A 21342-nucleotide genomic window follows, 5' to 3' on the forward strand; every position below is an offset into this window, starting at 1 on the left:
ACAACCACTCCCACTCGCCTAATGAACCTGAGAATCATTGTCGATAGTATCGCACCATCCCCGACCCGAGGACGGACAGATGACGGTCACAGTCGACTGGCAGGCCTGGCTCCAGCGCTGGGACGCCCAGCAGAGCAACTACCTCCCGGACCGCGAACACACCCTGCGGCTGATTCTGGACATCGTCGAACGCCTGGCGGGCCCGATGCCGCGCCTGCTCGACCTCGGCTGCGGCCCCGGCTCATTGCTCGGCCGAGCCCGCCACCGCTTCCCGACCGCCGACCTCACCGGCGTAGACCTCGACCCGTTCCTCCTCGAACTGGCCCGCCAGGCCCATCCCGATTCCGCCACCTACATCCAAGCCAACTACTGCGAGGAAGGCTGGCTCGGCGAAGGCACTTTTGACGCCATCACCTCGGTGAGCGCAATCCACTACCTCAACCCAAGCCAGCTGGACCCTCTGCTAGCCACCCTGGCATCCCACCTACGCCCCGGCGGCGTCCTGGTCATCGCCGACACCCTCCGCCTGGACCCCAGCCAGCGCCCCCAACTGGACCGCCTGGCCGTGGACCTCCGTCAACACCTCTGGGACGGCGGCGGCGCACCCGCCAACGCCGAGACTTGGACCGAGTGGTGGCAATCAGCTCACACCGAACCAGCCTTCAAAGACCTGCTCACCCAACGAGCCTCAGCCCTAGCTGACCTCACCGAGCCGGAGTCCGAGGTGACGTTGCCAACTTTGATGAATGCCTTGGCGGCTGCCGGCTTCGCTGAGATAGGCCCTCTGTATCAATCCGCCGACCACCACGTGGTCGCTGCAATCCGCTGACTAGCTCTGGGCGGCCCTGAAGAGGCGTTTGCCGGCGACATTGTCCCCGCTGATGGTGAGTCGGCCGTCTTTGATCGCCTTGGGCAGCGCCGGCCCGTCGCCGACGACGCGGGCCAGCGTGTCGGCGTCGGACTCAATAACCACGTCGACCCTGGCGCGCGGCTCCCCGCGGCTCATTTCGACAAGCTCACCGTCGGTGACCTGGACGGTGAAGCGATGCCGGCCCAGCCGCATCTCGTACGTCGCAGTCCACGGCTGCAGCGACTGCGGAACAAACAGACTCCGCAACCTGATCATGGCCGAATCCGCACTCACAGGATCCTCTGACTCGGTCCCGCCCGCTCCCCATCGCCCGAGCGCGACCACGACGTCCTCCAGTTGAGCGCCTCGCTCGGTCAGCTCGTAGACCTGGGATGCCGCGGGCGGCGGCAGAGTGCGGCGTACCACGATGCCAGCGGCATCTAATTCCCGCAGCCGCTGCGCAAGGATCTTCGGCCCCGCGTTCGGCAGCCCCTCTTGCAGATCCGTGAACCGCTTGGCCCCAAGCAGGAGCTCGCGCACGACAAGTAGCGCCCACCGCTCCCCCACCTGGTCGAGCGCAGTCGCGATCGCACATCCGTCGCCATACCGGCGAGTCGTAGCCATGATTCCGACTATAGCCCTGGGGACTCGCTCTTGACTAGTGATCACTAGCTCTGCTCTACTAGTTACTTCCCAAAAGCAAGCACACCTCCGCGAAGGACGATCATGAATCGCACCGCCATCAACCCCTGGCCGTTCTCGATCGAACTCGGCTTCGACCAGGCCCAGCTCATCGAGGGCCACCGCCGAGAACTCATCTGCAGCGCCCAAGACGCAGTCGATGCCCAAGGCAACTCCCTGCACCCCGGCGACCTGGCCGCCCAACTAGAGCACGCCCTCAACAACCTCGAAACAGTCCTGGGCGATGCCGACATGACCCTCGCCAACGTAGTACGGCTCAACTTCTACGCCACCGACGTCAACGCCCTCCTGGAGCACTTCCCCTTGGTGACCAAACGCTTCAACGGTCAGCGATTCGCCACCACCGTCCTCGGAGTCGAATCCCTCGCCGGCCCGGACCTCCTCGTAGCAATCGAAGCAACCGCAATGGACTAAGCCCTCTCATCACCCACAAACCAAGGAGAAAGACCATGCCCATCGGCTACCTCGACGTCCCCACCGGCGCCGACCTCAACACCAAGGAAGAACTCGTCAAGGCGATTTACGAAGCCATCCGCGAGGCCTACCCGTTCCCAGACGACACCCGGATCTTCCTCCGCGAGTGGCCACTGGACAGCGTCAGCCAGAACGGCCTCCTCGGCTCAGAACCAGCCAGGCCTGCTTTCGTTGCCCACGTCCCCGAAGGCGTCGACGCCGACACCAAACGCACAATGCTCCAGAAGCTCAACACAGCGGTGGCCAAAGCCTACGGACTTCCGTGGTTCATCACGTTCCTCCACGAACACTCGCTAGATCTGGTCGCCGTAGACGGCGTCGTACTCGCAGAAGACCAGCAACGCGTCGAAGCCCAACACCAGGCCTACAGCTAACCGCAGACTCCTGGGCGGGGTGGGGGACGCCAGTTACGCGCCTTGAGCGTCGATCAAGGTGACTTGGGAAAAGGTTGGGCTTTCCATGAGCCCCAAGACCCTTTCGTCTGCATCCCACGCGGGGCGCTCTCGGTTCAGCGCGTCAACTTCGAAAGGAATGTCGAGTTGCCGAAGCGGAATCTCCAGGTACGAAGGCGCCGCGGACACGTCAAGTAGATCAACGGGTGCGGAGCCCTCGCGTACGGCCCACCACGAAGCGAGGGCCATGGCCGGGTCGTCGTCGTCTTCGGCGCCACTCGTCGCCTTGACGCATCGCGCAAGACACGCCACCGGCGTGCAAAATTCTTCGACCTCCTGCCTCGGGGTTACTGCCTCCTCCCCAGCTGCCTCTTTGACATCGCTTGCCGTCGCGACGGTGATGCCGTTACGGGTCGGTGAATAATCAGCTATGCAGCATGCGGATCCGGTGGGCTGATCGCCGCGTAGGCCGTTGTAGAAGACGTATCCCGCTCCCGCCCCGCTTGCCTGGGCACCGCCGATCAGTCGATCGATCTGCTTTACGCCGTTGGCTGGTACATAGCCGATGCCGTGGTAGGTGTCGTCCAAGTACTGGCGCTTCGCTTGAAGGTGCAGACCCATCAGCCCACCGGACCTTCCTCTGATCCAGAGCGCGATATCTGCGCCGTACAGCCTCGACTCCGACCTGCGATCGATTTCCACCATCGCCACCGGAAGCTCGAGCTCATGAACTGAACGCGAGATGAAGGATACGAGGTTTTGTGTGAGTGTCTCCTCGTGCGGCTCAAGTCCAAGTCGCCGATCGCCGATGATGCGAGCTCTTGTGTCGGCGGCAGCCTTATTCAAGATGGTCTCGAAGAGCGATGTATCCACCGCAGTCCCTGCCTATCTAGAGATTCAGATGCGGAGTCTGCCATACCGTTGCGGAACGGCGGACGGGCTCATTCGAATCGACCCAAAGACGCTGGATGAGGTCTCCCAAGCTGAGACATCGAGTCCGGCTCCGCTGTCAGGAATGAACGCGAGTACCTAACCATCCATCTCCATCAGAGACTGAAAGTGCCGTGACAGCTCAACGCTCAGCCGGTCGCCGTGCACAGCGGCCTCTGCGCCGGCGGGATGCTTTGGGGCCAGATCGTCTGAGGCGAGCAGACGGCATGAGCTATATCTACGGCCCTGGTCAAATCCGCACCTGTCAGGTCCGCGCCAGTCAGGTGGGCGCGTGTCATCACGGCGCCGGTGAAGTTTGCCCCCGTCAGGTCGCCGTCGATCAAGATCGCGCCACTCAAGTTTGCTCCGGTCAGATTGGCTTCTTTCGCGTACACGTCCCTAAGGGAGGCACCACTCAGGTCTGCGCCTTTCAGGCTGGCACCCCGAAGTGACGCTCCGGACAGGCCAGCTTCGCGCAGATCGGCACCGCTCAGATCGGCACCAGTGAAGGTCACACTCGACAAGGCTGCGCGCTGCAGATTCGCCCCCGACAGGTTGGCGCCTTGAAGCTGCGCATCACGTAGGGGCATGTACGCGAGTTCGAAACCCGAGAAGTCGACGCCGTCAAGAAGCATCGTCGGAAGGATGCCGAAGACCCCGACCGGTCGAGGTTCGGGCTGGTCCGCCAGCACCCCCAACGCAGCGCGGACGTCAGCGGGTGCCGCTTGACGCTTCGGTCTGGCCGGATGACTGACTTGCGCAGTCTGAACCCGCACCAAACCGCTCAGAATTCTGACGATGGCTTCCTGGTCGTCCGGCGAGTCGCGCATGAGCCGGGCAAACGAGTACACACTGCCGACTCGCACGGCCATCGAGTCAGACCCGAGTTGCTCGACGGATCGTGAGAACCGCTCGGAAGTTTGCGCGACCTGAGCCTGGCGCGCTTGTTCCGTCGACTGGCGAACTGCCTGGCCAGAGAAGTACAAACTGCCGATTGTAGCCATCATGGTTGCGATCGCACCGACCACCGCAGCTCGGACGGGCCAGAGACTATGGCGCCCCGACTCGACCTTGCCCCCAGGCGCGTCTCGTTTCCCCCGCCGCCCAGCAATATGCGCACTCATTGCTCTCCACCCCCAGTTCGCAGTCTGGGCCTCATTCGGCGGATAGACAATCACCGCGATCAACGTCCGCAGTGACGAGAGGCGCGGTGCCTACCTCAAGACGGCATCGAGGCGCGGCCTGGATGCCTGAGCCTCAAGGTGCCGCCGACATTCGAAACTGTCCTCAACGAGGCCCACATGACCCTGATGAACGTAGTACGGATCAACCTCTACTCCACCGACGTCAACGTCGTACTACAGCACTTCCCCCGATAACAAGACCGCTTCGTCGGCACCCCTTCGCCACCACCGTCCTAGGCGTGACCGCCCTGGCCGGCCCCGACCTACTGGTCGCAATCGAAGCAACCGCCATGGACTAACCCGCCCCTACGCGCGTGGCAGAGGACGGGTGCCGCGCCACAGGCTGTAGGCGAAGAGGGTGAAGAACGCCGTCGTGATGGCTGTCCCCCACGGTGCTACGCCTGACAGCGTGAAGGCGAGGAAGCCGCAGATCACCGCCAGCGGGGCCCACCACTTCACCAGGCCAGCTCGCCAGGCGGCGACGGCGGCTAGCGGCAGTGCGAACACGAAGCCGACGATCCCTGGCGTCACGATGACCGGTACGCCCCACATCGTTTCCATCACTTCCTGCACCCGCAGCGTGGTCTCGACTCCCGCGACCTGGCCGATCGCCGAGTCGTAGTGGTCGATCATCAGCAACCCGGGCAACGTCGAGATGCCGAGCCAACCCAGGAAGGCGGCGACGTTGGCGATCCAGATACCGCGATCCCGCACATAGCCGGCGAGCAGGATCGCGGGCACGATCCAGAAGGCATACCCGAAGTGGAAGCCGACCGACTTGAACTGCAGCGGGTCGGGATTGGCGGCGTACGCCTCGTAGAGCACCCGGCCGTCCTGACCGACGGCCGGGTCTCCGAGCGCTCCCATGGTCACGAACAGACCGGCGAGGACGGGAGCCGTGACGAGGAACCAGCGGCGGGCCGCCCGGCCGGACGCGACACCCCGGCGGCGAGTGGAAGAAGCTTGTACTGCGGAACTCTTGGCGGCGACCGTCGAGGTCGCGGAATCGGCATCGGTGGACTGGGAATGCATGGGATCAACCTCCTTGGCGATACCTCCACCGTGCGCTCAACCCCGGTCCGCCACATCGGCCGCGCGACCGAGCTTGGTCTCAGCCGCGCGACGGAGGTCCGTCGATCGTCGGGTCGCCCGCGACGACGACGCCATGTTCGTAGGCGTAGATCACCGCGTGCACGCGGTCGCGCAGTCCCAACTTGCCGAGCACGTTGCTGACATGAGTCTTCGCTGTCGCGTCGGACACGAACAGCTGACTGGCGATACCGGCGTTCGACAGACCGCGCCCCAGCAGTGCCAGCACCTCGCGCTCTCGGGGTGTCAGCGCAGACAGCAACGGATCGGAGGATGCGGGCCGCGGCGCCGGCAGCCGGACGAACGCGTCGATCACGCGCCGGGTGACTCCCGGCGCCAGCAGTGCGTCACCGGACGCCACCACCCGGATCGCGGCCACCAGTTCCTCGGCCGGCGCATCCTTGAGCAGGAAGCCGGACGCCCCGGCCCGCAGCGCCTCGAAGACGTACTCGTCAAGATCGAAGGTGGTCAGTACGAGGATGCGCGACGGCGTACCCTCGCCGACCAGGCGGCGGGTGGCCGCGATGCCGTCCAGGACCGGCATCCGGATGTCCATCAGCGTCACATCAGGCCGGAGCCGCCGGACCGCCTCCATCGCCTGCTCACCGTCCGATGCCTCGCCCACCACACGCAGGTCCGGCACATCCTCGAGCAGCGACCGGAAGCCGGCGCGCACCATCCCCTGGTCGTCAGCCACCACGATGCTGATCACAGCCGCTCCCGCATTGGCAGCGTCGCCTCGAGCCGGAAGCCGCCGTCCGGCCCAGGCCCGGTCACCACCGAACCGCCGTACAGGGCAACCCGTTCCCGTACTCCGACCAGACCGTGGCCGCCGGCAACCTCCTGGGCGCCCCGACCGTCGTCGGTGACCGTGACAGTCAGTGTGGTTTCGCCGTAAACGAGCCGTACGCCGGCATTGCTCGCCTGTGCGTGCCTCAATGCGTTGGTCAGGCCCTCCTGCACGATGCGGTACGCCGCGAGGTCCATCCCGGGTGGCAAGTCGACCCGTTCGCCCTCGACACACACCTCAACCTGCAGACCCGCCGATCGGACCTGCTCCACCAGCCGATCGAGTTCACCGAGTCCCGGTTGGGGCGCCAGTGAGGGCGAGTCGCCGTCCTTTCGCAGTACGCCGAACAACCGCCGCATCTCCGCCAACGCCTGCCGCGCGGTCGTCTCGACCGCAGCCAGGTCAGCCGCCTCCCGGCGCTGCTCCGGCCCAAGGCGCCGGCGTACCGCCTGGGTCTGGATCGCAACAACACTGATCGAGTGCGACACGATGTCGTGGAGCTCCCGAGCGATCCTGGCCCGCTCCTCCGCCACCGCGGCCGCAGCCCGAGCCTGCTGCTCCCGCTCCAACCGTTCGGCCCGAGCGATCACCTCAGCCAGCCGGGCCGACCGCTGGCGAAGCCCGACCCCCACCGCGAACGGCCCACCCAGAAACACAATCGCCGCAGCCACATCACTCGGCTCAAGCCCTTCAATGACCATCCCCGCGAGGAACGGAACTCCCAGCACGGCGATCCCCACATAACTACGCGGCGCCGCAAGCTCAGCCCCCACCGTGAACGACACCAACACCAACGCCAGCAAAGTGGAGAACTCCCCCTGCGGATTGATCGCCAGATTGCTACCGATCACCACCGCAGCAACCCCAATAGGCCACCGCCGCCGCCAAGCCAACGCAGCCATAGCCGGCACAGCAATCAACCCATGCACCACGGGAGACCGCGCCGTACTACTAGCCACCGACTCAACAACCACAAACACCACAAACGCCACCGCAAGCAGCGCATCCCCCACCGGAGGCGCAAACCGCCCCACCCGGAACCCCGCTCGCGACCCCTCAACCGCCACCACACCTCGAAGCTAGCGCAGCCAACCCCTCCCAACCATCACCCGCACGGCCGATTCGGCAGAGAAGTCAACTGATGTTGACTTTCTTGTTACGGTGGGGGGATGAAGAAGTCCGAGCGGACCCGGGCGGCGATTCTTGCGGCTGCGCGAGAGCAGTTCGCCTTGTGTCCGTATGACCGGGTGAGTGTCCGGGCGATCGCCACTCAGGCGCGGATCGATCCGGCCATGGTGTTGCGGTACTTCACCAGCAAGGAGACGTTGTTCGCGACGGTCGTCGACCTCGACCTGCAGTTGCCCGACCTCCGAATCGTTGACGCCGACCGGCGCGGTGAGGTTCTGCTGCGCCACTTCCTCGAGTTGTGGGAAGGCGAAGGGAAGCAGACCGCGTTGCCGATCCTGCTGCGGTCCGCCGCGACCCACGAGACGGCCGCGGCACGGCTCAGAGAGGTTTACGAACAACAGGTGCGCGTCATGGTTGCCACTGTCGCGCCCGATGCCGAGGTCACGCGCCGAGCCGGTCTCGTCAGTAGTCACATACTGGGGATCGCTCTGACGCGCTACCTTCTGCGCCTGCCCGACGTGGTCGATCGCAGCCCCGACGGCCTGGTCGCCGACGTGGCGCCATCGTTACAGCGTTACTTGTCGGGCACTCTCGACACCGTCGCAGACTGAACGCCGGCCTCGCGTACGACGCTCAGCTCGATCGCTTCCCGAAGCGCCGCAAGGATGTAGCCGGGGATGTCCATGCCTCGCTGCTGAGCCCACAGCAGTTCACGCTCCACCAGACTGACCTGCCGCGCGACCTCCAGCAGGTCCCGGTCCAGGCCGAGGGTGCGGGCGACGTCACCGAAGTCGGCCTGCTGCTTGCGGTTGTTCGCCCCGACAAGCCGGAAGGACCGGCGGCGCAGGATTCGTGCCAGCTGGAGCTGCCAGGCCTGGAGTCCTTCCTCCGCCATCAGCGCCTGGGCCGACAGCCGGTAGAAGGCGAAGTGGCCTGGCTCCTGCCGCTTGATCGGGGCGATGATCGTCTCGGCGACAGCGCGCTCGCCCATGGCGCGCAGTCCGTCGACCAGACGCGAGTACGCGACGACGGCCGAACGCTCGGTGGCGGCGCCGGTCAGGTAATAAAGCAGCCGAATGACACCGAGCATGCCGGGCAGGTGTGAAAGCACTCCCACCAGCCGGATCTTGGCGCTCACCTTGCTCACGTCGACCGGTTCCGGCGTCAGTCCGAGTCCCTGCTGCACCGCGTCGAGGAGAACTCCGTGCTGCAGTTCCTGGGGCGACCAGACCTCCTGGTAGAAGAACCGGTCCGTCTCGGTGGCGTCCGGCATCAGGGCGCGCAGTTCGAGGACATTGCGCTCGACCTCGAACTCGACCCGGGTCAGGTAGCCGAACACCGCGCCGTACCGGCGGCGCACCTCGCCGGGGTTGTTGAGGGTCAGATCCGCGGCAGCCAGTGACAACGGCGGATGGTCCTCGGCAAATCCCTCGACGAACCGGCGCAGCCCTTCCTGGGTGGCCCGCGGGGGCTCGGAACGCCGTACTGCGCCGGTCGATAGCTGCGTCATGACGACCTCTGGATTTAGTCAATGGCTGTTGACTTCTACGGTAGGAAGCGCCCGCCGCAAAAATCAACCGGCGTTGACTTTTAGTGATCGGACTCTCAAGAGACAGCGGCCGGCGCTGCTGTGTGACATCGCACGGTGGTGTCACAGACCACGCCCGCGCACGGTCTCAGCTGGTGAAAGCAGACCTTCGATGCCGTCCAGAGAGGTGCGCGATGACGGTTACCGAGCGCCGGGAAGCCCCTGCCGCCGACGGCCTGGCCGCCCTTCCCCGCCCGGTGGCCGTAGTGGCCGGCGCCGGCGGCGTACTCGGGGCAGCCCACGTCGGAGCCGGATGGCCGGGGCGGCGAGCATGGCAATCCCCGGCCGACGGGGCAGTGCGTGCACGGCCGGTCCGGCCCCGACGACGCGCACCGCGATCGACCTCAGGGACCTCGAGTGCTGGGACGTCCTCACCGCACGGCACGAGAGCATCGCCCGCGAGCAAGTCGACCTCACCCAGCTCCCGCCTGACCCGCTTAATGCAAGCAGCCGGCACCGACTGGGCACTCGGCGTACTCGCCCGATCAACCGCCCTACTGACAACCGGCCCAGCGGCGGAGACCTCCTATCGAGAAGCCATAGACCATCTCAGCCGCACCCGCCTCCGCATCGAACTGGCCCGCGCCCACCTCCTCTACGGCGAATGGCTCCGCCGAGAAGGCCGCCGCCAAGACGCCCGCGAACAGTTGAGAACGGCCTACAACATCCTCGCCACCGTGGGCTCCCACGCCTTCGCCGACCGCCTACACCACGAACTAGCCGCCACCGGCGAAAACATCACCAAACGAACACCCCACTCGCCCGAAACCCTGACCTCCCTAGAAGCCCACATAGCCGAACTAGCAGCCCCGAAATAGCAGCCCAACTATTCCTAAGCCGCCACACCGTAGAACGGAACCTCAGAAAAAGTCTTCACCAAACTATCCATCACGTCCCGCCGCCAACTCCCCAAAGCCCCTAACCGAAACCCACATCCGCCCGGCCTAGCTCCGAACCCCATCGAGACCACTGCTAGCGACGGGGATCTCGTTACCTGATGCGCACGTTCCTGTGGCCGAGTTCGGCCTGCTGCCCGGCGCCGAGTCCGTTCCGGGTCAGGCGCGCCTGTGGGCGGGTTCCTCGGGTATGTCGCGGAGGAATTCCTGCAGTATCCGTTGCAGCGCGTCGGTTCGTTCGAGGTGGACGTCGTGCGCTGCGCCGGGAATGCTCACGGCTGTCGTGTCCGGTCGCAGGCGGAGCATGTCGTCGATCTCCTGCGGGGCGATGATGCCGGCCTGGCCGAGGACGACCAGGGTCGGGCATGCGATCTTCGTCCACTCGTCCCAGAAGGAGCGCCGGGCGTTGTCGGCCAGCGAGGCAACCATGACGTCGCGGTCGAAACGCGGCCACCAGCCGCCGTCACGCTCCTCAAGCCCGGCTGCCCAGCCTTCGCCGACTACCCCGCCGCCGAGGAAGTCGACGGCGGCCTGTCGCGATGGAAAGGGGTTCGGCCACGAGTCGAGCCATCCGCCGATCTTCTCCTGCACGGAGGGATTCGGGCCACCGGGTCCAGCTTCGATCAGGACGAGTGCGTGGATGAGGTCGGGGTGTGCGGCGGCGGTGAGCATGGCAGCGTGACCGCCGAGCGACTGGCCGATCAGGACGGGCATCCGCAGGTCAAGCTGGTCGAGTGCGGCGACGATGTCGGCGACATAGGCGGCGCGGGACAGGTCGTTGGGGAGGCGTTCGCTGGCACCGTGGCCGCGCTGGTCGACTGCCACGACCCGGTGCCGGGTGCTCAGGTGCCCGGCGATGGCGTCCCATTCACCCGCGTGGCCAGCCAGTCCGTGCAGCAGGACTACGGGGCGTCCGGGCCCTGCCCAGTCGCGGCAGGAGATGCGGACGCCATCACTCTTCACGATGCGTTCGGACCAGGTCATACGGCCCTCTCAAGATTGGTCGGGGCTGGGATTTCGGCGGGTCAGCGGTAGGCGGCATGAAGGCGTGGATGCCGGCGGCGGCGCAGGCGTGGAGTTCAGCGTAGGTGTGCTGAGGCCGCAGGGTGGTTGGCGGCCATGGCTGGACCGGGCCTACAACTACTTGTAGCGGTGCCACAGTTCGTCGGCGCCAGATCTGAGAGTGGCCAGCCGATGCGCATGGACCTTGGCTACCTAGTCTTGCGTGGAGCGCTGGAGATCGCTGTCGATGACGAGGCCGTCAAGATGAACCCTGCGAAGGATCGGGTGGACAGCGCCAGTGCGTAGCCCGCGACCTAGGAGTGGGCGGAGCGCGGGCAGGGTGAACTACACGGTCGGCGTGACCGCGGTTGAGTTGCGGAACACGCCGACCACGGGTAGTCGAATGGGCGCGGCAGCGCCCAAGGCGCGGGCGGTAGCCCGCTAGGCAGGTAGGGGTGGGCGGGGTCGGTGCGTAGCACGCGACGGAGGAGCGGGCGTAGCTCTGGCGTGGGAAGAAATTCTTACCTGATTCGCATGCCCGAGATTGCGCGGGAGATGACCAGGCGTTGGATTTCTGAGGTGCCTTCGAAGATTGTGTAGATTTTGGCGTCTCGGTGCATGCGTTCTACTGGGTATTCGCGGGTGTAGCCGTTACCGCCGAGGATTTGGATGGCTTCTTCGGTGACCTTTACTGCTACCTCGCCGGCCTTGAGTTTGGCCATGGAGCCTTCGCCGGTGCGGTAGTTGGGGGTTTCGCCGCGCATCAGGGCTGCGGACATGTTGGCGGCGCGCCAGACCAGGAGGCGGGCGGCGTCGATTTCCATGGCCATGTCGGCGAGTTTGAAGGCGATGCCCTGGTTGTCGATGATCGGGCGGCCGAACTGTTCGCGGCCCTTGGCGTATTCGAGGGCGAACTCGTACGCCGCGCGGGCGATGCCGATGGCCTGGGCGCCGACGATGTGGCGGGTCATCTCGAAGGTGGCCATGGAGGCGTTGCGGGCTCGGTCGCCGGGCTGCGGTTCGCGGGCCTTGGCGAGACGGGCGTCGAGTTTCTCCTTGCCGCCAAGGACATTCGCGGCGGGGATGCGGACGTTGTCGAAGAAGACGTCGGCCGTGTGGGAAGCGCGGAGGCCGTGTTTGCGGAGTTTGGTGCCCTGCTCCAGGCCCTTCACTTCACTGCGCGGTACTACGAAAGCCGCCTGGCCCTTCGTACCCAGGGACGGGTCGACCGTGGCGACCACCACGTGGATGTCGGCGATGCCGCCGTTGGTGGCCCAGGCCTTCTGGCCGTTGATGACCCACTCGTCGGTCTTTTCGTCGTACGTCGCCCGGGTGCGGATCGCGGAGACGTCGGAGCCGGCGCCCGGCTCGGAGGAGCAGAAGGCGGCGACCACCACGTCGTCCGGGGTGCCGTAGCAGCGGGGCAGCCACTCGCTCCACTGCTCGGGGGTGCCGTTGGAGAAGATCGCGGAGCTGGCCAGGCCGGTGCCGACCAGGGACATGCCGATGCCGGCGTCACCCCAGAACAGTTCCTCCTGGACCACCGGCATCAGCAGGCCGGACGGGTCGATGAAGAGATTGATGCTCGCGTCCAGCCCGTACAGGCCGATCTTCGCGGCTTCCTGGATCACCGGCCACGGCGTCGTCTCGCGTTCGTCCCACTCGGATGCGGCCGGCCGGATCACCGTCTCGGCGAAGTCGTGGGCCCACTTCTGGAGCTCCAGCTGGTCCTCGTTCAGGCCGAGCGAGAAGGTGCTCCAGCCCGGCTTGGAGCGCTCGGCGGCGAGTTCGCCGGCCAGCGCCATCACATCGGCGGAGACAACGGGAGCCGATCCAAGGGAAGCCGGTACTGCGGGAGACTCGGTCATGATCTGCGATTCCTCCGACAACGGGTGACAAGCCAACGGTGACAAACGGCCGTACGACGATGATGTTACCCACGAGTGTAACTATCGTTTGCACTCAGGGGTACCGCTATGGCTAAGATCGGTCCATGAGCTCCGCGCTGCTCGCGATCGGACGCCGCCGGACCACGGCGGAGCGTCGTCGCGACCGGGAGCGGGACATCATCCGGGCGACTCGTGAGCTGTTCGACGAGCGCGGCGCGATCGACGCGCAGATCGACGACATCGCCAAGCGGGTCGGGATCAACAAGGCGCTGATCTACCGGCACTTCGCGGGCAAGGAAGAGCTGTTCGCGCTCACCCTGGTCGACTATCTCGGCGAGCTCGACGAGCGCCTGCAGCAGGTCGACGGGCCGCGCAAGGCGCCGATGAACAGACTGCGCGCTCTCAGCGAGGTGTTCGTCGACTTCTGCCTGGAGTATCCGGCGTTCGCCGACTGTGCGATGAGCCTGCTGCGGCGTACCGGTGAGGAACTGTTCGGCGAGATCACCGAACCGGTGATGGTGAAGCTCGGTGCCGCGATGGCCAGTGCGCTCGACCGGATCTCGGCGATCCTGAAGGCCGGCCAGCGGACCGGTGTCTTCGACGAGGTCGACACCGACTACCTCGCCAACCACCTCTACACCCAGACGCTCGGCGCGATGCACATGGCGCGGATGGGGCTCATCGTCTCGCGCGACACGCCACACCAAGGCGATCGCCCCGGCCACCCGGTGGTGCACCAGGCCGACATCGGCACCGTGCGGGCGACCGCCATCACCGCCACGCTGGCCACCGCGGTCGGCCGCAAAGCACTCACCAGTACTACGCCCGCCAAGGCCAGCAAGACGAGTACTAGCAGCACCGGTAGGACCACGAATGGCAAGGCCACCGCCCGGCGCTCACCCTCACGCACCGCAGGAGACAACCAGTGACCGAGATCCGCAAGGTGGCAGTCGTCGCCGGCAATCGCATCCCCTTCGCCCGGCAGGACAAGACCTACCGGCACGCCTCGAACTCCGACATGCTCACCGCCGCCCTCAACGGTCTCGTCGACCGCACGGGCCTCGGCGGCCAGGAGGTCGGCGAGGTGGTCGCCGGCGCGGTCCTCAAGCACGCCCGCGACTGGAACATGGTCCGCGAGGTCGTCCTCGGCTCGAAGCTCGCGCCCACCACCCCGGCGTACGACCTCCAGCAGGCCTGTGGCACCGGTCTGGAGGCGGCGATCCTGGTCGGCAACAAGATCGCGCTCGGCCAGATCGACGCCGGTATCGCCGGTGGCGTCGACACCGCGAGTGACGCCCCCATCGCGGTCAACAACGCCCTCCGCAATGTCCTGCTCGACCTCAACCGAGCCAAGTCCTTCCAAGACCGCCTCAAAACACTCGCTAGGGTCCGCCCGAAGGACGTAGTACCCGAGATCCCCCGCAACGCGGAGCCCAGGACGCGCAAGTCGATGGGCGAGCACGCCGCCCTGACCGCGCTCGAGTGGGGCATCACCCGCGAGGCGCAGGACGAGCTGGCCTACCGCTCGCACGTCAACCTCGCCAAGGCGTACGACCGCGGCTTCCAGCAGGACCTCATCACGCCGTACCTCGGCCTGGAGAAGGACCAGAACCTCCGCCCCGACACGACCGTCGAGAAGCTCGCGAAGCTCAAGCCGGTGTTCGGCAAGGGCGAGACGGCGACGATGACCGCCGGCAACTCCACTCCCCTGACCGATGGCGCCTCCACGGTCCTGCTGTCGACAGACGAATGGGCCGCCGAGCACGGGCTGCGTCCCCTCGCCTACCTGACCCATTCGCAGACCGCGGCCGTCGACTACGTGAAGGGCGCGGAAGGGCTGCTGATGGCCCCCGCGTACGCCGTACCGCGGATGCTCCAGCGAGCCGGCCTCACCCTGCAGGACTTTGACTACTACGAGATCCACGAGGCCTTCGCCTCGCAGGTCCTGTCCACGCTGAAAGCTTGGGAGGACCCGATCTTCTGCAAGGAACGGCTCGGCCTGGACGCGCCGCTGGGCGAGATCGACCGCGACAAGCTCAACGTCAACGGCAGCTCGCTGGCGGCGGGTCACCCGTTCGCCGCGACCGGCGGCCGGATCGTCGCCGCACTGGCCAAGCAGCTGGACGAGAACGGCGGTGGCCGCGGCCTGATCTCGATCTGCGCCGCCGGTGGCCAAGGCGTCGTCGCCATCCTCGAGAAGTAGGAGCAGACCGAAGATGACGGATCGCTACCAGACCTTCACCCGTACGCCGCTGGGCCGCACGCTGGTGAAGAACCTCGGGCTCCCTGACCCGACCCCGTTGCCGCGCTGGACCGAAGGCTCGCCGGTGATCGACGGCCAGGTGGTTTTCGGCGCGATCGGCGAAACCGATGCCGGCAAGGCGATCCAGGCCTTGTTGCGCGACGTCGGAGCCTCCTTCAGTACTGCGGCCGAAGGCGTCGCGTCCAGCACTCTGCGCCCGAAGGCACTCGTCTTCGACGCGACCGGTGCGGCGTCGACGGCAGAGCTCACCTCGTTGCAGCGCTTCTTCTCACCGCTCATTCGCCAGCTCGGTACGGCGGGACGCGTGATCGTCGTCGGCCGTACTCCGGAGCTGTCCGCGTCGCCCGAGCAGCAGATCGCGCAGCGAGCCCTGGAGGGCTTCACCAGGTCGCTGGCCAAGGAGGTCAAGCGAGGCGCGACGGTCAACCTCGTGTACGTCGCCCCGGACGCGCACGAGCAACTCGACTCGACCCTGCGCTTCTTCCTCTCCCCCAAGTCCGCGTACGTCGACGGCCAGGTCGTCCGCGTCGGGACCGGCCCCTTGGTCGGCAACGACCCGACCGCTCCCCTGACCGGCAAGGTCGCGCTCGTCACCGGTGCGGCGCGTGGCATCGGCGCCGCGATCGCGCAGACCCTGGCGCGCGACGGCGCCACCGTGCTGGGTGTCGACGTACCGCAGAACGCCAACGACCTGCGCAAGGTGATGACCAAGATCGGCGGCAGTGAGCTGCTGCTCGACGTGACCGCGATCGACGCGCCACAACGGATCGCAGCGGCCGGCGCTGAGCTCGGCGGGCTCGACATCGTCGTCCACAACGCGGGCATCACGCGCGACAAGCGTCTCGCGAACATGCGGACCGACGCCTGGGACGCCGTTCTCGACGTGAACCTCCGGGCGCCGGAGCGGATCACCGCGCACCTGCTGGAGTCCGGCGGGCTGAACGACGGCGGTTCGGTGATCGGCGTCGCCTCGATCGCCGGGATCGCGGGCAACAACGGCCAGACGAACTACGCCACCTCCAAGGCCGGTGTGATCGGCCTGGTCGAGGCCCTCGCGCCGCGGCTGGCCGAGCGGCAGATCCGGATCAACGCGGTCGCACCCGGGTTCATCGAGACCGAGATGACCGCGAAGGTGCCGTTCGCGATCCGCGAGGTGGGTCGCCGGATCAACTCGCTGCAGCAGGGTGGTCAGCCGATCGACGTCGCGGAGACGATCGCCTGGTTCGCCGACCCGGCCTCGGCGGGCGTCACCGGCAACGTGGTCCGCGTCTGCGGCCAGAGCATGCTCGGAGCCTGAGATGCCGACCCGCCGGTACGACGATTCGCCGGGCTTCGGCGCGCTGTACGCACGGACGGTCAAGGCGACGCTGCGCAAAGCGGAGTACGAGCCGAACGTCGACGGGCTGACCCTGGAGTTGCCGCGCGCCGCGGTCGACCAGGACCACCTCACGGCGTACCGGGAAGTGACCGGGTTCAGCGCCGGGCCGGCGTTGCCGGTCACGTATCCGCACGTGCTCGCGTTTCCGTTGCATCTGGATCTCATGTCGGATCCGTCGTTCCCGTACAAGCCGATGGGCATCGTGCACCTGTCGAACACGATCACCCAGTTGAAGCCGCTGCCGATGCACGCCGAGTTCGCGATCAGCGTGCACAGCAGCCCGGAGCGGCCGCACCCGAAGGGCACCGTCTTCGACATCCTCAGCAAGGTCAGCGTGGACGACGAGGTCGTCTGGACCGACTCGACCACGCTGCTGAGCCGCTCCGCGGGCACCCCGTCGGCACACGCCGACCTCCTCCCCGACCCGGAGCTCGAGCCGACCGCCGCCTGGGACCTGCGCGCCAACCTCGGCCGCCGGTACGCCGCTGCGTCGGGTGACCGCAACCCGATCCACCTGTTCAAGCTCTCGGCACAGGCTTTCGGTTTCCCGCGCCAGATCGCACATGGCATGTGGGCCAAGGCCGCCGCTCTCGCCTCCATCCAACGAGCCGGCGGCCTCCCCGACGCCTACACAGTCCGCGTCGACTTCCGCAAACCCCTCCTCCTCCCCTCCCGAGTCACCTTCGCCCACCGGCGTACCGCTGACGGCGGCCCCACCGACTTCGCCCTCTACAACGAGGACCGATCCCTGACCCACCTGATCGGCCAACTCCAACCCCGCTGAGTCAGTCGCGGATCAGCGGGTTGCAGGCGGCGGCGAGTCCGTCGAGGGCTTCGGCGATGGGGGCTGGGGGCAACTGGTTGGCGTTGCGGAGGCGGAGGGCGAGGGCGCCGGCTTCGGCTTCGCGGGGGCCGATGACGGCCTGGTACGGCGCCAGCCGGTTCTCGCGGATGCGCGCGCCCAAGGTGCCCTCGTCGGCATGTGCGATCTCGACCCGCAGCCCACGGTCGCGAGCTCGCCGCGCTACCTCGCCGGACAGCTTCTCCTGGTCGTCCGAGATCGGCAGTACGACGAGTTGCACCGGGGCCAGCCAGGCGGGGAAGGCTCCGCCGTGCACCTCGATCAGATGGGCGACGGCGCGCTCGATGCTGCCCACGATGGCGCGGTGGATCATCACCGGGCGGTGCTTGTTGCCGTCGGCACCGATGTACTCGAGCCCGAACGCGGCCGGCTGGTGGAAGTCGACCTGGATGGTGGAAAGGGTCGACTCCCGGCCCGCCGAGTCCTCGATCTGGATGTCGATCTTGGGACCATAGAAGGCTGCCTCGCCAGGCTCCTCGGAGTACGCGACTCCGGCCTTCTCCAGCACGTCCCTCAGCAGGTCGGCAGCGATTGCCCAGCTCTCCGCGTCGCCGACGTACTTGCTCGACGGTTCGCCGAGCCGCGCGTCCTCGGCGGGCAACGAGAGCATGTAGCTCGACGCGCTGATGCCCATGTCGCGGTGCGCCTGCTTGATCAGTTCGAGCGCGGCCAACGCTTCGTACGCGACCTGCTCCAGCATGCAGAAGATGTGCCCGTCGTTCAGCTGCATCGCGCGAACTCTGGTCAGGCCGCCCAGTACTCCGGACAGCTCCGACCGGTACTGCCCGCCGAGCTCCGACATGCGCAGTGGCAGTTCGCGGTAGCTGTGAGCCCGTGAGCGGAACATCAACGCGTGGTGTGGGCACAGACTCGGCCGCAACATGACTTCCTCTCCACCGATGTCCATCGGCGGGTACATGTCCTCGCTGTACTTCGACCAGTGGCCGGAGATCTCGTACAGCTCGCGCTTGCCGAGCACCGGCGAATAGACCTGCTGGTAGCCGGCTCTTCGCTCGACGTCGACGATGTAGCGCTCGAGGGACTGGCGGATCGCGGCACCGGCCGGCAGCCAGTACGGCAGACCCGCACCGATCAGCGGGTCGGAGTCGAACAGGCCGAGTTCGCGGCCGAGCTTGCGGTGGTCGTACATGGTGGACTCCTCAGTGACAGAGGCGAGTGTCCACATGGCAAAGCCCCGGGCACTCGCCCCGGGGCTTTGGTTTTCGACAGTCAGCTGTCAGCGCGCCGGGACAAACCTCGGCGTCGTCGTCACCACTGCGCGCTGCATCATGGTCGCCAATGTAGCAGACGGATCGAGCTCACTCGTCGTTCAGATCCAGCCCGATCGGCCGGATCAGGCCTTCCTGCGCGACCGATGCGACCAGCTTCCCGTCCTGGCTGAACAGCCGCCCGGTGGCGAACCCGCGCGCCCCCGAAGCCGACGGCGACGCCTGGTCGTACAGCAGCCACTCGTCCGCCCGGAACGGCCGGTGGAACCACAGCGCGTGGTCGATCGAGGCCGGCTGGATCCGCCGGTCGCCGATGATGATGCCGTGCGGCAACAAGCTTGCCCCTAGCAACGTCAGGTCACTCGCATAGGCCAGAACGCAAGCGTGCAAGGCGGCATCGTCGTCAAGCTTGCCCGCGGCCCTGATCCAGAACTGCCGTCCGGTCAGCCCGGCCAGCCGGACGTCGAGCGCCGCCCACTCCTTGTTCCAGTCCTCGGCCTTCCGCCCGCTGGCCGCCTCGAAGACGGACGCGAGGGTCGGCGCCTCGTCGGGCGGCACCAGGTCGTCCGGCATCGGGTCGGCGTGGTCCAGCCCGCGCTCGGGCACCTGGAACGACGCGGACATGTAGAAAATCGTCTTGCCGCGCTGGGTGGCGACCACCCGGCGGCTGCTGAACGAACGCCCGTCGCGGATCAGCTCCGGCTGGTACTCGATCGGCACCGAGGTGTCGCCCGGACGCAGGAAATACCCGTGCAGCGAGTGCACCACGCGATCCGGGCCGACCGTGCGGCTCGCCGCCGCCAGCGCCTGGCCGAGCACCTGTCCGCCGAACACCCGCTGAGCGGATGTCTGCGGCTGCTGACCGCGGAACAGGTCGTTGTCCAGCTTCTCCAGGTCGAGCAGCTCGACCAGATCCTCCAGCGACTCAGGCATACCTCATCCTGTCAGTTTCTGCCCGCACTGCGAGCACGGGCCTCCCAGCCTTGACCGATGAGGTGAGGGCGCCCGGTCATGGGGCCTCCCGGTCTGGACTGAGGAGCGGAGGGAGCGAAGCGACTGGAGCGACGAGGGAAGACCGGGAGGTTAGCCCCATGACCCGCCGAGCCGAAGGCGAGGCCAAAAACACAGTTTTCGGTGAGCTTTCGGTCGCTTTGGGTACATTGATGAACGTTCAATCATCACATCCCCGAACGACAGGAGCAGTCTTGAGTTCCCTCCGCACGCTGAACCGGCCCGTCCACGCCGCCCGTGACCTGGTTCTGCTGGTCGCGCGCGTCGGCCTCGGCGTGATCTTCATCGCCCACGGCTGGCAGAAGTTCAGCACCAACGGTCTCGACAAGACGGCGACGGGTTTCGACCAGATGGGCATCCCCGCGCCGACGCTGTCCGCGTACTTCGCGGCGGCCATCGAGCTGGTCGGTGGAGCAGCCTTGATCGTGGGCATGCTGACCACTGTCGCCGGCGTGCTGCTGGCGGTGAACATGGCCGGAGCATTCCTCTTCGTCCACATGTCCAACGGCGTCTTCGTGGCAACCGGCGGCTGGGAACTGGTGGTCGCCCTCGGTCTGTTCTCGCTGACGCTCGCCGCGGTCGGTGCCGGCCGCATCTCCCTCGACAACGCGCTCACCCGCAGCACCGACCAGCGCGCCAGCCTCTCCGCCTAACGCGGCCGTCCGGTTGTGGCGACCTCGGACACCTTGTGGTCACTGTGAACACCGCACACCTTGTTCACACTCACCGCCCGGTGTCCGAGCCCACCACTGGTGGCTTCGGGCTAGTTGTCCTCTTCGCGGTTCAGTTCGGCGAGGAACTGCTCGACCTCGGCGCCGAGCTCGTCGGCGGACGGGGTCGAGCCGGCGAGCAGGCTGCCACGGCTGAGTGAGCCGGCGGCAGCGTCGTACTGGGTCTCCAGCGCGTTGACCACGGAGGCGGCATCCTCGGATGCCTCGACCTGCTCGTCGACCATCCGGCCGGTCACGGCCGCCTCGTCGAGCAGCGCCTTGCTCGGGAGCAGCAGGCCGGTCGCCGCCGAGACGGCGTGGACCAAAGCCAGCGCTGCGCCCGGGAAGCGGTTCTCCGCGAGGTAGTGCGGCACGTGGACCGCGAAGCCCATCGCGTCCTTGCCGGCCTCGCCCAGGCGCACCTGGAGCATGGTCGCGGCGCTCGCCGGGAGGCGCATCTCGCCCTCCCAGATGTTCGAGCGGTTCACCAGTTCGGGGCGCGTCGCGTGCGCGGTCAGGCCGAGCGGGCGGGTGTGCGGCACGCCCATCGGGATGCCGTGCACGCCCACTGTCAGCGTCACGTTGTACAGGTCGATCAGTTGGCGGACAGCACCGGCGAAACGGTTCCAGTGGTTGTCGGGCTCGACGCCCTCCAGCAACAGGAACTCCACGCCCGCGTCGTCCTTCAGCAGGTGCAGGGACAGCGTCGGCGGGCTGTAGTCGATGAACCGGTCCTCGGCGAACGTCACCTCGGGACGGCGGGCCCGGTAGTCGTGCAGGAGGTCGACGTCGAACCGCGCGAGCAGCCGGCTGTCCAGCACCTCGAGCAGGTGGTCAGCGGTCACCCGGCCGGCCTGGCCGGCGTCCATGAACCCGTCGAGCGAATGCACCAGCACCTTCGGCGCAGCCGCCGGGCCGGTGGCCACCGACTCGTCGACGATCTCGTAGAGGTCGTCCGGTCGCAGCATCGTCGTC

General features: G+C 66.8%; 22 protein-coding genes. 10 read left to right on the top strand and 12 right to left on the bottom strand.

What is annotated here, in order from left to right:
- The first annotated feature begins 79 nt into the window (after positions 1–79).
- Positions 80–829 (top strand): class I SAM-dependent methyltransferase, encoded by a 750-nt coding sequence (locus tag ACQPYM_RS21485; RefSeq protein WP_433002469.1) that lies wholly within the window; start codon positions 80–82, stop codon positions 827–829.
- On the opposite strand, the gene ACQPYM_RS21490 is transcribed toward ACQPYM_RS21485, so the two are convergent.
- Positions 830–1474, bottom strand: a complete 645-nt coding sequence (locus ACQPYM_RS21490; protein ID WP_433002472.1) for a winged helix-turn-helix transcriptional regulator — start codon at positions 1472–1474, stop codon at positions 830–832.
- A 102-nt stretch (positions 1475–1576) separates the two neighbouring features.
- Between ACQPYM_RS21490 and ACQPYM_RS21495 the strand changes: the two genes are divergently transcribed.
- Positions 1577–1966, top strand: a complete 390-nt coding sequence (locus ACQPYM_RS21495) for a RidA family protein (protein WP_433002475.1) — start codon at positions 1577–1579, stop codon at positions 1964–1966.
- Positions 1967–2001: 35 nt separating this feature from the next.
- A complete protein-coding gene (locus tag ACQPYM_RS21500) occupies positions 2002–2400 on the top strand; it encodes a hypothetical protein (RefSeq protein ID WP_433002478.1) in 399 nt (132 codons plus the stop codon).
- 33 nt (positions 2401–2433) lie between these two features.
- On the opposite strand, the gene ACQPYM_RS21505 is transcribed toward ACQPYM_RS21500, so the two are convergent.
- The 5 genes from ACQPYM_RS21505 to ACQPYM_RS21525 all read right to left on the bottom strand — a co-directional run bounded on the left by ACQPYM_RS21505 (position 2434) and on the right by ACQPYM_RS21525 (position 7265).
- Positions 2434–3291, bottom strand: a complete 858-nt coding sequence (locus ACQPYM_RS21505) for a hypothetical protein (RefSeq protein ID WP_433002481.1) — start codon at positions 3289–3291, stop codon at positions 2434–2436.
- A 206-nt stretch (positions 3292–3497) separates the two neighbouring features.
- Positions 3498–4355: a pentapeptide repeat-containing protein gene (locus ACQPYM_RS21510; protein WP_433002484.1), complete on the bottom strand. Its 858-nt coding sequence runs from the start codon at positions 4353–4355 to the stop codon at positions 3498–3500.
- A 483-nt stretch (positions 4356–4838) separates the two neighbouring features.
- Positions 4839–5564, bottom strand: coding sequence for a hypothetical protein (locus ACQPYM_RS21515; RefSeq protein ID WP_433002487.1), 726 nt, complete (start codon positions 5562–5564; stop codon positions 4839–4841).
- Between the two features lie 79 nt (positions 5565–5643).
- On the bottom strand, positions 5644–6333 hold the full coding sequence (locus tag ACQPYM_RS21520) for a response regulator (protein ID WP_433002490.1): 690 nt from the start codon (positions 6331–6333) through the stop codon (positions 5644–5646).
- On the bottom strand, positions 6330–7265 hold the full coding sequence (locus ACQPYM_RS21525; RefSeq protein ID WP_433002493.1) for a sensor histidine kinase: 936 nt from the start codon (positions 7263–7265) through the stop codon (positions 6330–6332). Before ACQPYM_RS21525 ends, ACQPYM_RS21520 begins: the two co-directional genes overlap by 4 nt.
- Before the next feature lie 315 nt (positions 7266–7580).
- Here ACQPYM_RS21525 and ACQPYM_RS21530 point away from each other — a divergent pair, with 315 nt between their 5' ends.
- On the top strand, positions 7581–8150 hold the full coding sequence (locus ACQPYM_RS21530) for a TetR family transcriptional regulator (RefSeq protein ID WP_433002496.1): 570 nt from the start codon (positions 7581–7583) through the stop codon (positions 8148–8150).
- Here the strand turns inward: ACQPYM_RS21530 and ACQPYM_RS21535 are convergent.
- Positions 8114–9049 (bottom strand): GTP-binding protein LepA, encoded by a 936-nt coding sequence (locus tag ACQPYM_RS21535; protein ID WP_433002499.1) that lies wholly within the window; start codon positions 9047–9049, stop codon positions 8114–8116. The two genes, ACQPYM_RS21530 and ACQPYM_RS21535, sit on opposite strands and share 37 nt — an antisense overlap.
- A gap of 212 nt (positions 9050–9261) precedes the next feature.
- Here ACQPYM_RS21535 and ACQPYM_RS21540 point away from each other — a divergent pair, with 212 nt between their 5' ends.
- Positions 9262–9945, top strand: a complete 684-nt coding sequence (locus ACQPYM_RS21540; RefSeq protein ID WP_433002502.1) for a hypothetical protein — start codon at positions 9262–9264, stop codon at positions 9943–9945.
- A gap of 237 nt (positions 9946–10182) precedes the next feature.
- On the opposite strand, the gene ACQPYM_RS21545 is transcribed toward ACQPYM_RS21540, so the two are convergent.
- Both ACQPYM_RS21545 and ACQPYM_RS21550 read right to left on the bottom strand, forming a co-directional pair.
- The gene (locus tag ACQPYM_RS21545; RefSeq protein ID WP_433002505.1) at positions 10183–11007 is read right to left on the bottom strand and encodes an alpha/beta fold hydrolase; all 825 of its coding nucleotides are present in this window, start codon (positions 11005–11007) and stop codon (positions 10183–10185) included.
- A 539-nt stretch (positions 11008–11546) separates the two neighbouring features.
- Positions 11547–12893 (bottom strand): acyl-CoA dehydrogenase family protein, encoded by a 1347-nt coding sequence (locus ACQPYM_RS21550; protein WP_433002508.1) that lies wholly within the window; start codon positions 12891–12893, stop codon positions 11547–11549.
- A 125-nt stretch (positions 12894–13018) separates the two neighbouring features.
- Between ACQPYM_RS21550 and ACQPYM_RS21555 the strand changes: the two genes are divergently transcribed.
- The 4 genes from ACQPYM_RS21555 to ACQPYM_RS21570 are packed head-to-tail and all read left to right on the top strand — an operon-like array spanning position 13019 to position 17339.
- Complete coding sequence (locus tag ACQPYM_RS21555; RefSeq protein WP_433002511.1) at positions 13019–13843, top strand: TetR/AcrR family transcriptional regulator; 825 nt, start codon at positions 13019–13021, stop codon at positions 13841–13843.
- Positions 13840–15117: an acetyl-CoA C-acetyltransferase gene (locus tag ACQPYM_RS21560; RefSeq protein ID WP_433002513.1), complete on the top strand. Its 1278-nt coding sequence runs from the start codon at positions 13840–13842 to the stop codon at positions 15115–15117. Before ACQPYM_RS21555 ends, ACQPYM_RS21560 begins: the two co-directional genes overlap by 4 nt.
- A 13-nt stretch (positions 15118–15130) precedes the next feature.
- Positions 15131–16474 carry a 3-oxoacyl-ACP reductase gene (locus tag ACQPYM_RS21565; protein WP_433002516.1) on the top strand — a complete coding sequence of 448 codons (1344 nt, stop codon included), beginning with the start codon at positions 15131–15133 and terminating at the stop codon, positions 16472–16474.
- Position 16475: 1 nt separating this feature from the next.
- Entirely contained in the window at positions 16476–17339 is an 864-nt protein-coding gene (locus ACQPYM_RS21570) for a MaoC/PaaZ C-terminal domain-containing protein (RefSeq protein ID WP_433002519.1), read from the top strand.
- A 1-nt stretch (position 17340) separates the two neighbouring features.
- Here the strand turns inward: ACQPYM_RS21570 and thrS are convergent, their stop codons facing one another.
- On the bottom strand, positions 17341–18567 hold the full coding sequence (gene thrS, locus ACQPYM_RS21575; RefSeq protein ID WP_433002522.1) for a threonine--tRNA ligase: 1227 nt from the start codon (positions 18565–18567) through the stop codon (positions 17341–17343).
- Positions 18568–18736: 169 nt separating this feature from the next.
- The gene (locus ACQPYM_RS21580) at positions 18737–19579 is read right to left on the bottom strand and encodes an acyl-CoA thioesterase (RefSeq protein ID WP_433002525.1); all 843 of its coding nucleotides are present in this window, start codon (positions 19577–19579) and stop codon (positions 18737–18739) included.
- Between the two features lie 272 nt (positions 19580–19851).
- Between ACQPYM_RS21580 and ACQPYM_RS21585 the strand changes: the two genes are divergently transcribed.
- On the top strand, positions 19852–20310 hold the full coding sequence (locus tag ACQPYM_RS21585; protein ID WP_433002528.1) for a DoxX family protein: 459 nt from the start codon (positions 19852–19854) through the stop codon (positions 20308–20310).
- A 110-nt stretch (positions 20311–20420) separates the two neighbouring features.
- Here ACQPYM_RS21585 and ACQPYM_RS21590 read toward each other — a convergent pair whose 3' ends face one another.
- Positions 20421–21335, bottom strand: a complete 915-nt coding sequence (locus ACQPYM_RS21590; protein ID WP_433002531.1) for a proteasome assembly chaperone family protein — start codon at positions 21333–21335, stop codon at positions 20421–20423.
- Between the last annotated feature and the right edge of the window lie 7 nt (positions 21336–21342).

The sequence above is a fragment of the Kribbella sp. CA-294648 genome, assembly GCF_050943845.1.
In the GTDB taxonomy this organism is placed as follows: domain Bacteria; phylum Actinomycetota; class Actinomycetes; order Propionibacteriales; family Kribbellaceae; genus Kribbella.

Excerpts from the sequence above, each read along its gene's own strand:
- ACQPYM_RS21485 (WP_433002469.1), top strand. The coding sequence starts at position 80 with ATGACGGTCACAGTCGACTGGCAGGCCTGGCTCCAGCGCTGGGACGCC.
- ACQPYM_RS21490 (WP_433002472.1), bottom strand. The coding sequence starts at position 1,474 with ATGGCTACGACTCGCCGGTATGGCGACGGATGTGCGATCGCGACTGCG.
- ACQPYM_RS21495 (WP_433002475.1), top strand. The coding sequence starts at position 1,577 with ATGAATCGCACCGCCATCAACCCCTGGCCGTTCTCGATCGAACTCGGC.
- ACQPYM_RS21500 (WP_433002478.1), top strand. The coding sequence starts at position 2,002 with ATGCCCATCGGCTACCTCGACGTCCCCACCGGCGCCGACCTCAACACC.
- ACQPYM_RS21510 (WP_433002484.1), bottom strand. The coding sequence starts at position 4,355 with ATGATGGCTACAATCGGCAGTTTGTACTTCTCTGGCCAGGCAGTTCGC.
- ACQPYM_RS21515 (WP_433002487.1), bottom strand. The coding sequence starts at position 5,564 with ATGCATTCCCAGTCCACCGATGCCGATTCCGCGACCTCGACGGTCGCC.
- ACQPYM_RS21530 (WP_433002496.1), top strand. The coding sequence starts at position 7,581 with ATGAAGAAGTCCGAGCGGACCCGGGCGGCGATTCTTGCGGCTGCGCGA.
- ACQPYM_RS21535 (WP_433002499.1), bottom strand. The coding sequence starts at position 9,049 with ATGACGCAGCTATCGACCGGCGCAGTACGGCGTTCCGAGCCCCCGCGG.
- ACQPYM_RS21540 (WP_433002502.1), top strand. The coding sequence starts at position 9,262 with ATGACGGTTACCGAGCGCCGGGAAGCCCCTGCCGCCGACGGCCTGGCC.
- ACQPYM_RS21545 (WP_433002505.1), bottom strand. The coding sequence starts at position 11,007 with ATGACCTGGTCCGAACGCATCGTGAAGAGTGATGGCGTCCGCATCTCC.
- ACQPYM_RS21550 (WP_433002508.1), bottom strand. The coding sequence starts at position 12,893 with ATGACCGAGTCTCCCGCAGTACCGGCTTCCCTTGGATCGGCTCCCGTT.
- ACQPYM_RS21555 (WP_433002511.1), top strand. The coding sequence starts at position 13,019 with ATGAGCTCCGCGCTGCTCGCGATCGGACGCCGCCGGACCACGGCGGAG.
- ACQPYM_RS21565 (WP_433002516.1), top strand. The coding sequence starts at position 15,131 with ATGACGGATCGCTACCAGACCTTCACCCGTACGCCGCTGGGCCGCACG.
- ACQPYM_RS21570 (WP_433002519.1), top strand. The coding sequence starts at position 16,476 with ATGCCGACCCGCCGGTACGACGATTCGCCGGGCTTCGGCGCGCTGTAC.
- thrS (WP_433002522.1), bottom strand. The coding sequence starts at position 18,567 with ATGTACGACCACCGCAAGCTCGGCCGCGAACTCGGCCTGTTCGACTCC.
- ACQPYM_RS21580 (WP_433002525.1), bottom strand. The coding sequence starts at position 19,579 with ATGCCTGAGTCGCTGGAGGATCTGGTCGAGCTGCTCGACCTGGAGAAG.
- ACQPYM_RS21590 (WP_433002531.1), bottom strand. The coding sequence starts at position 21,335 with ATGCTGCGACCGGACGACCTCTACGAGATCGTCGACGAGTCGGTGGCC.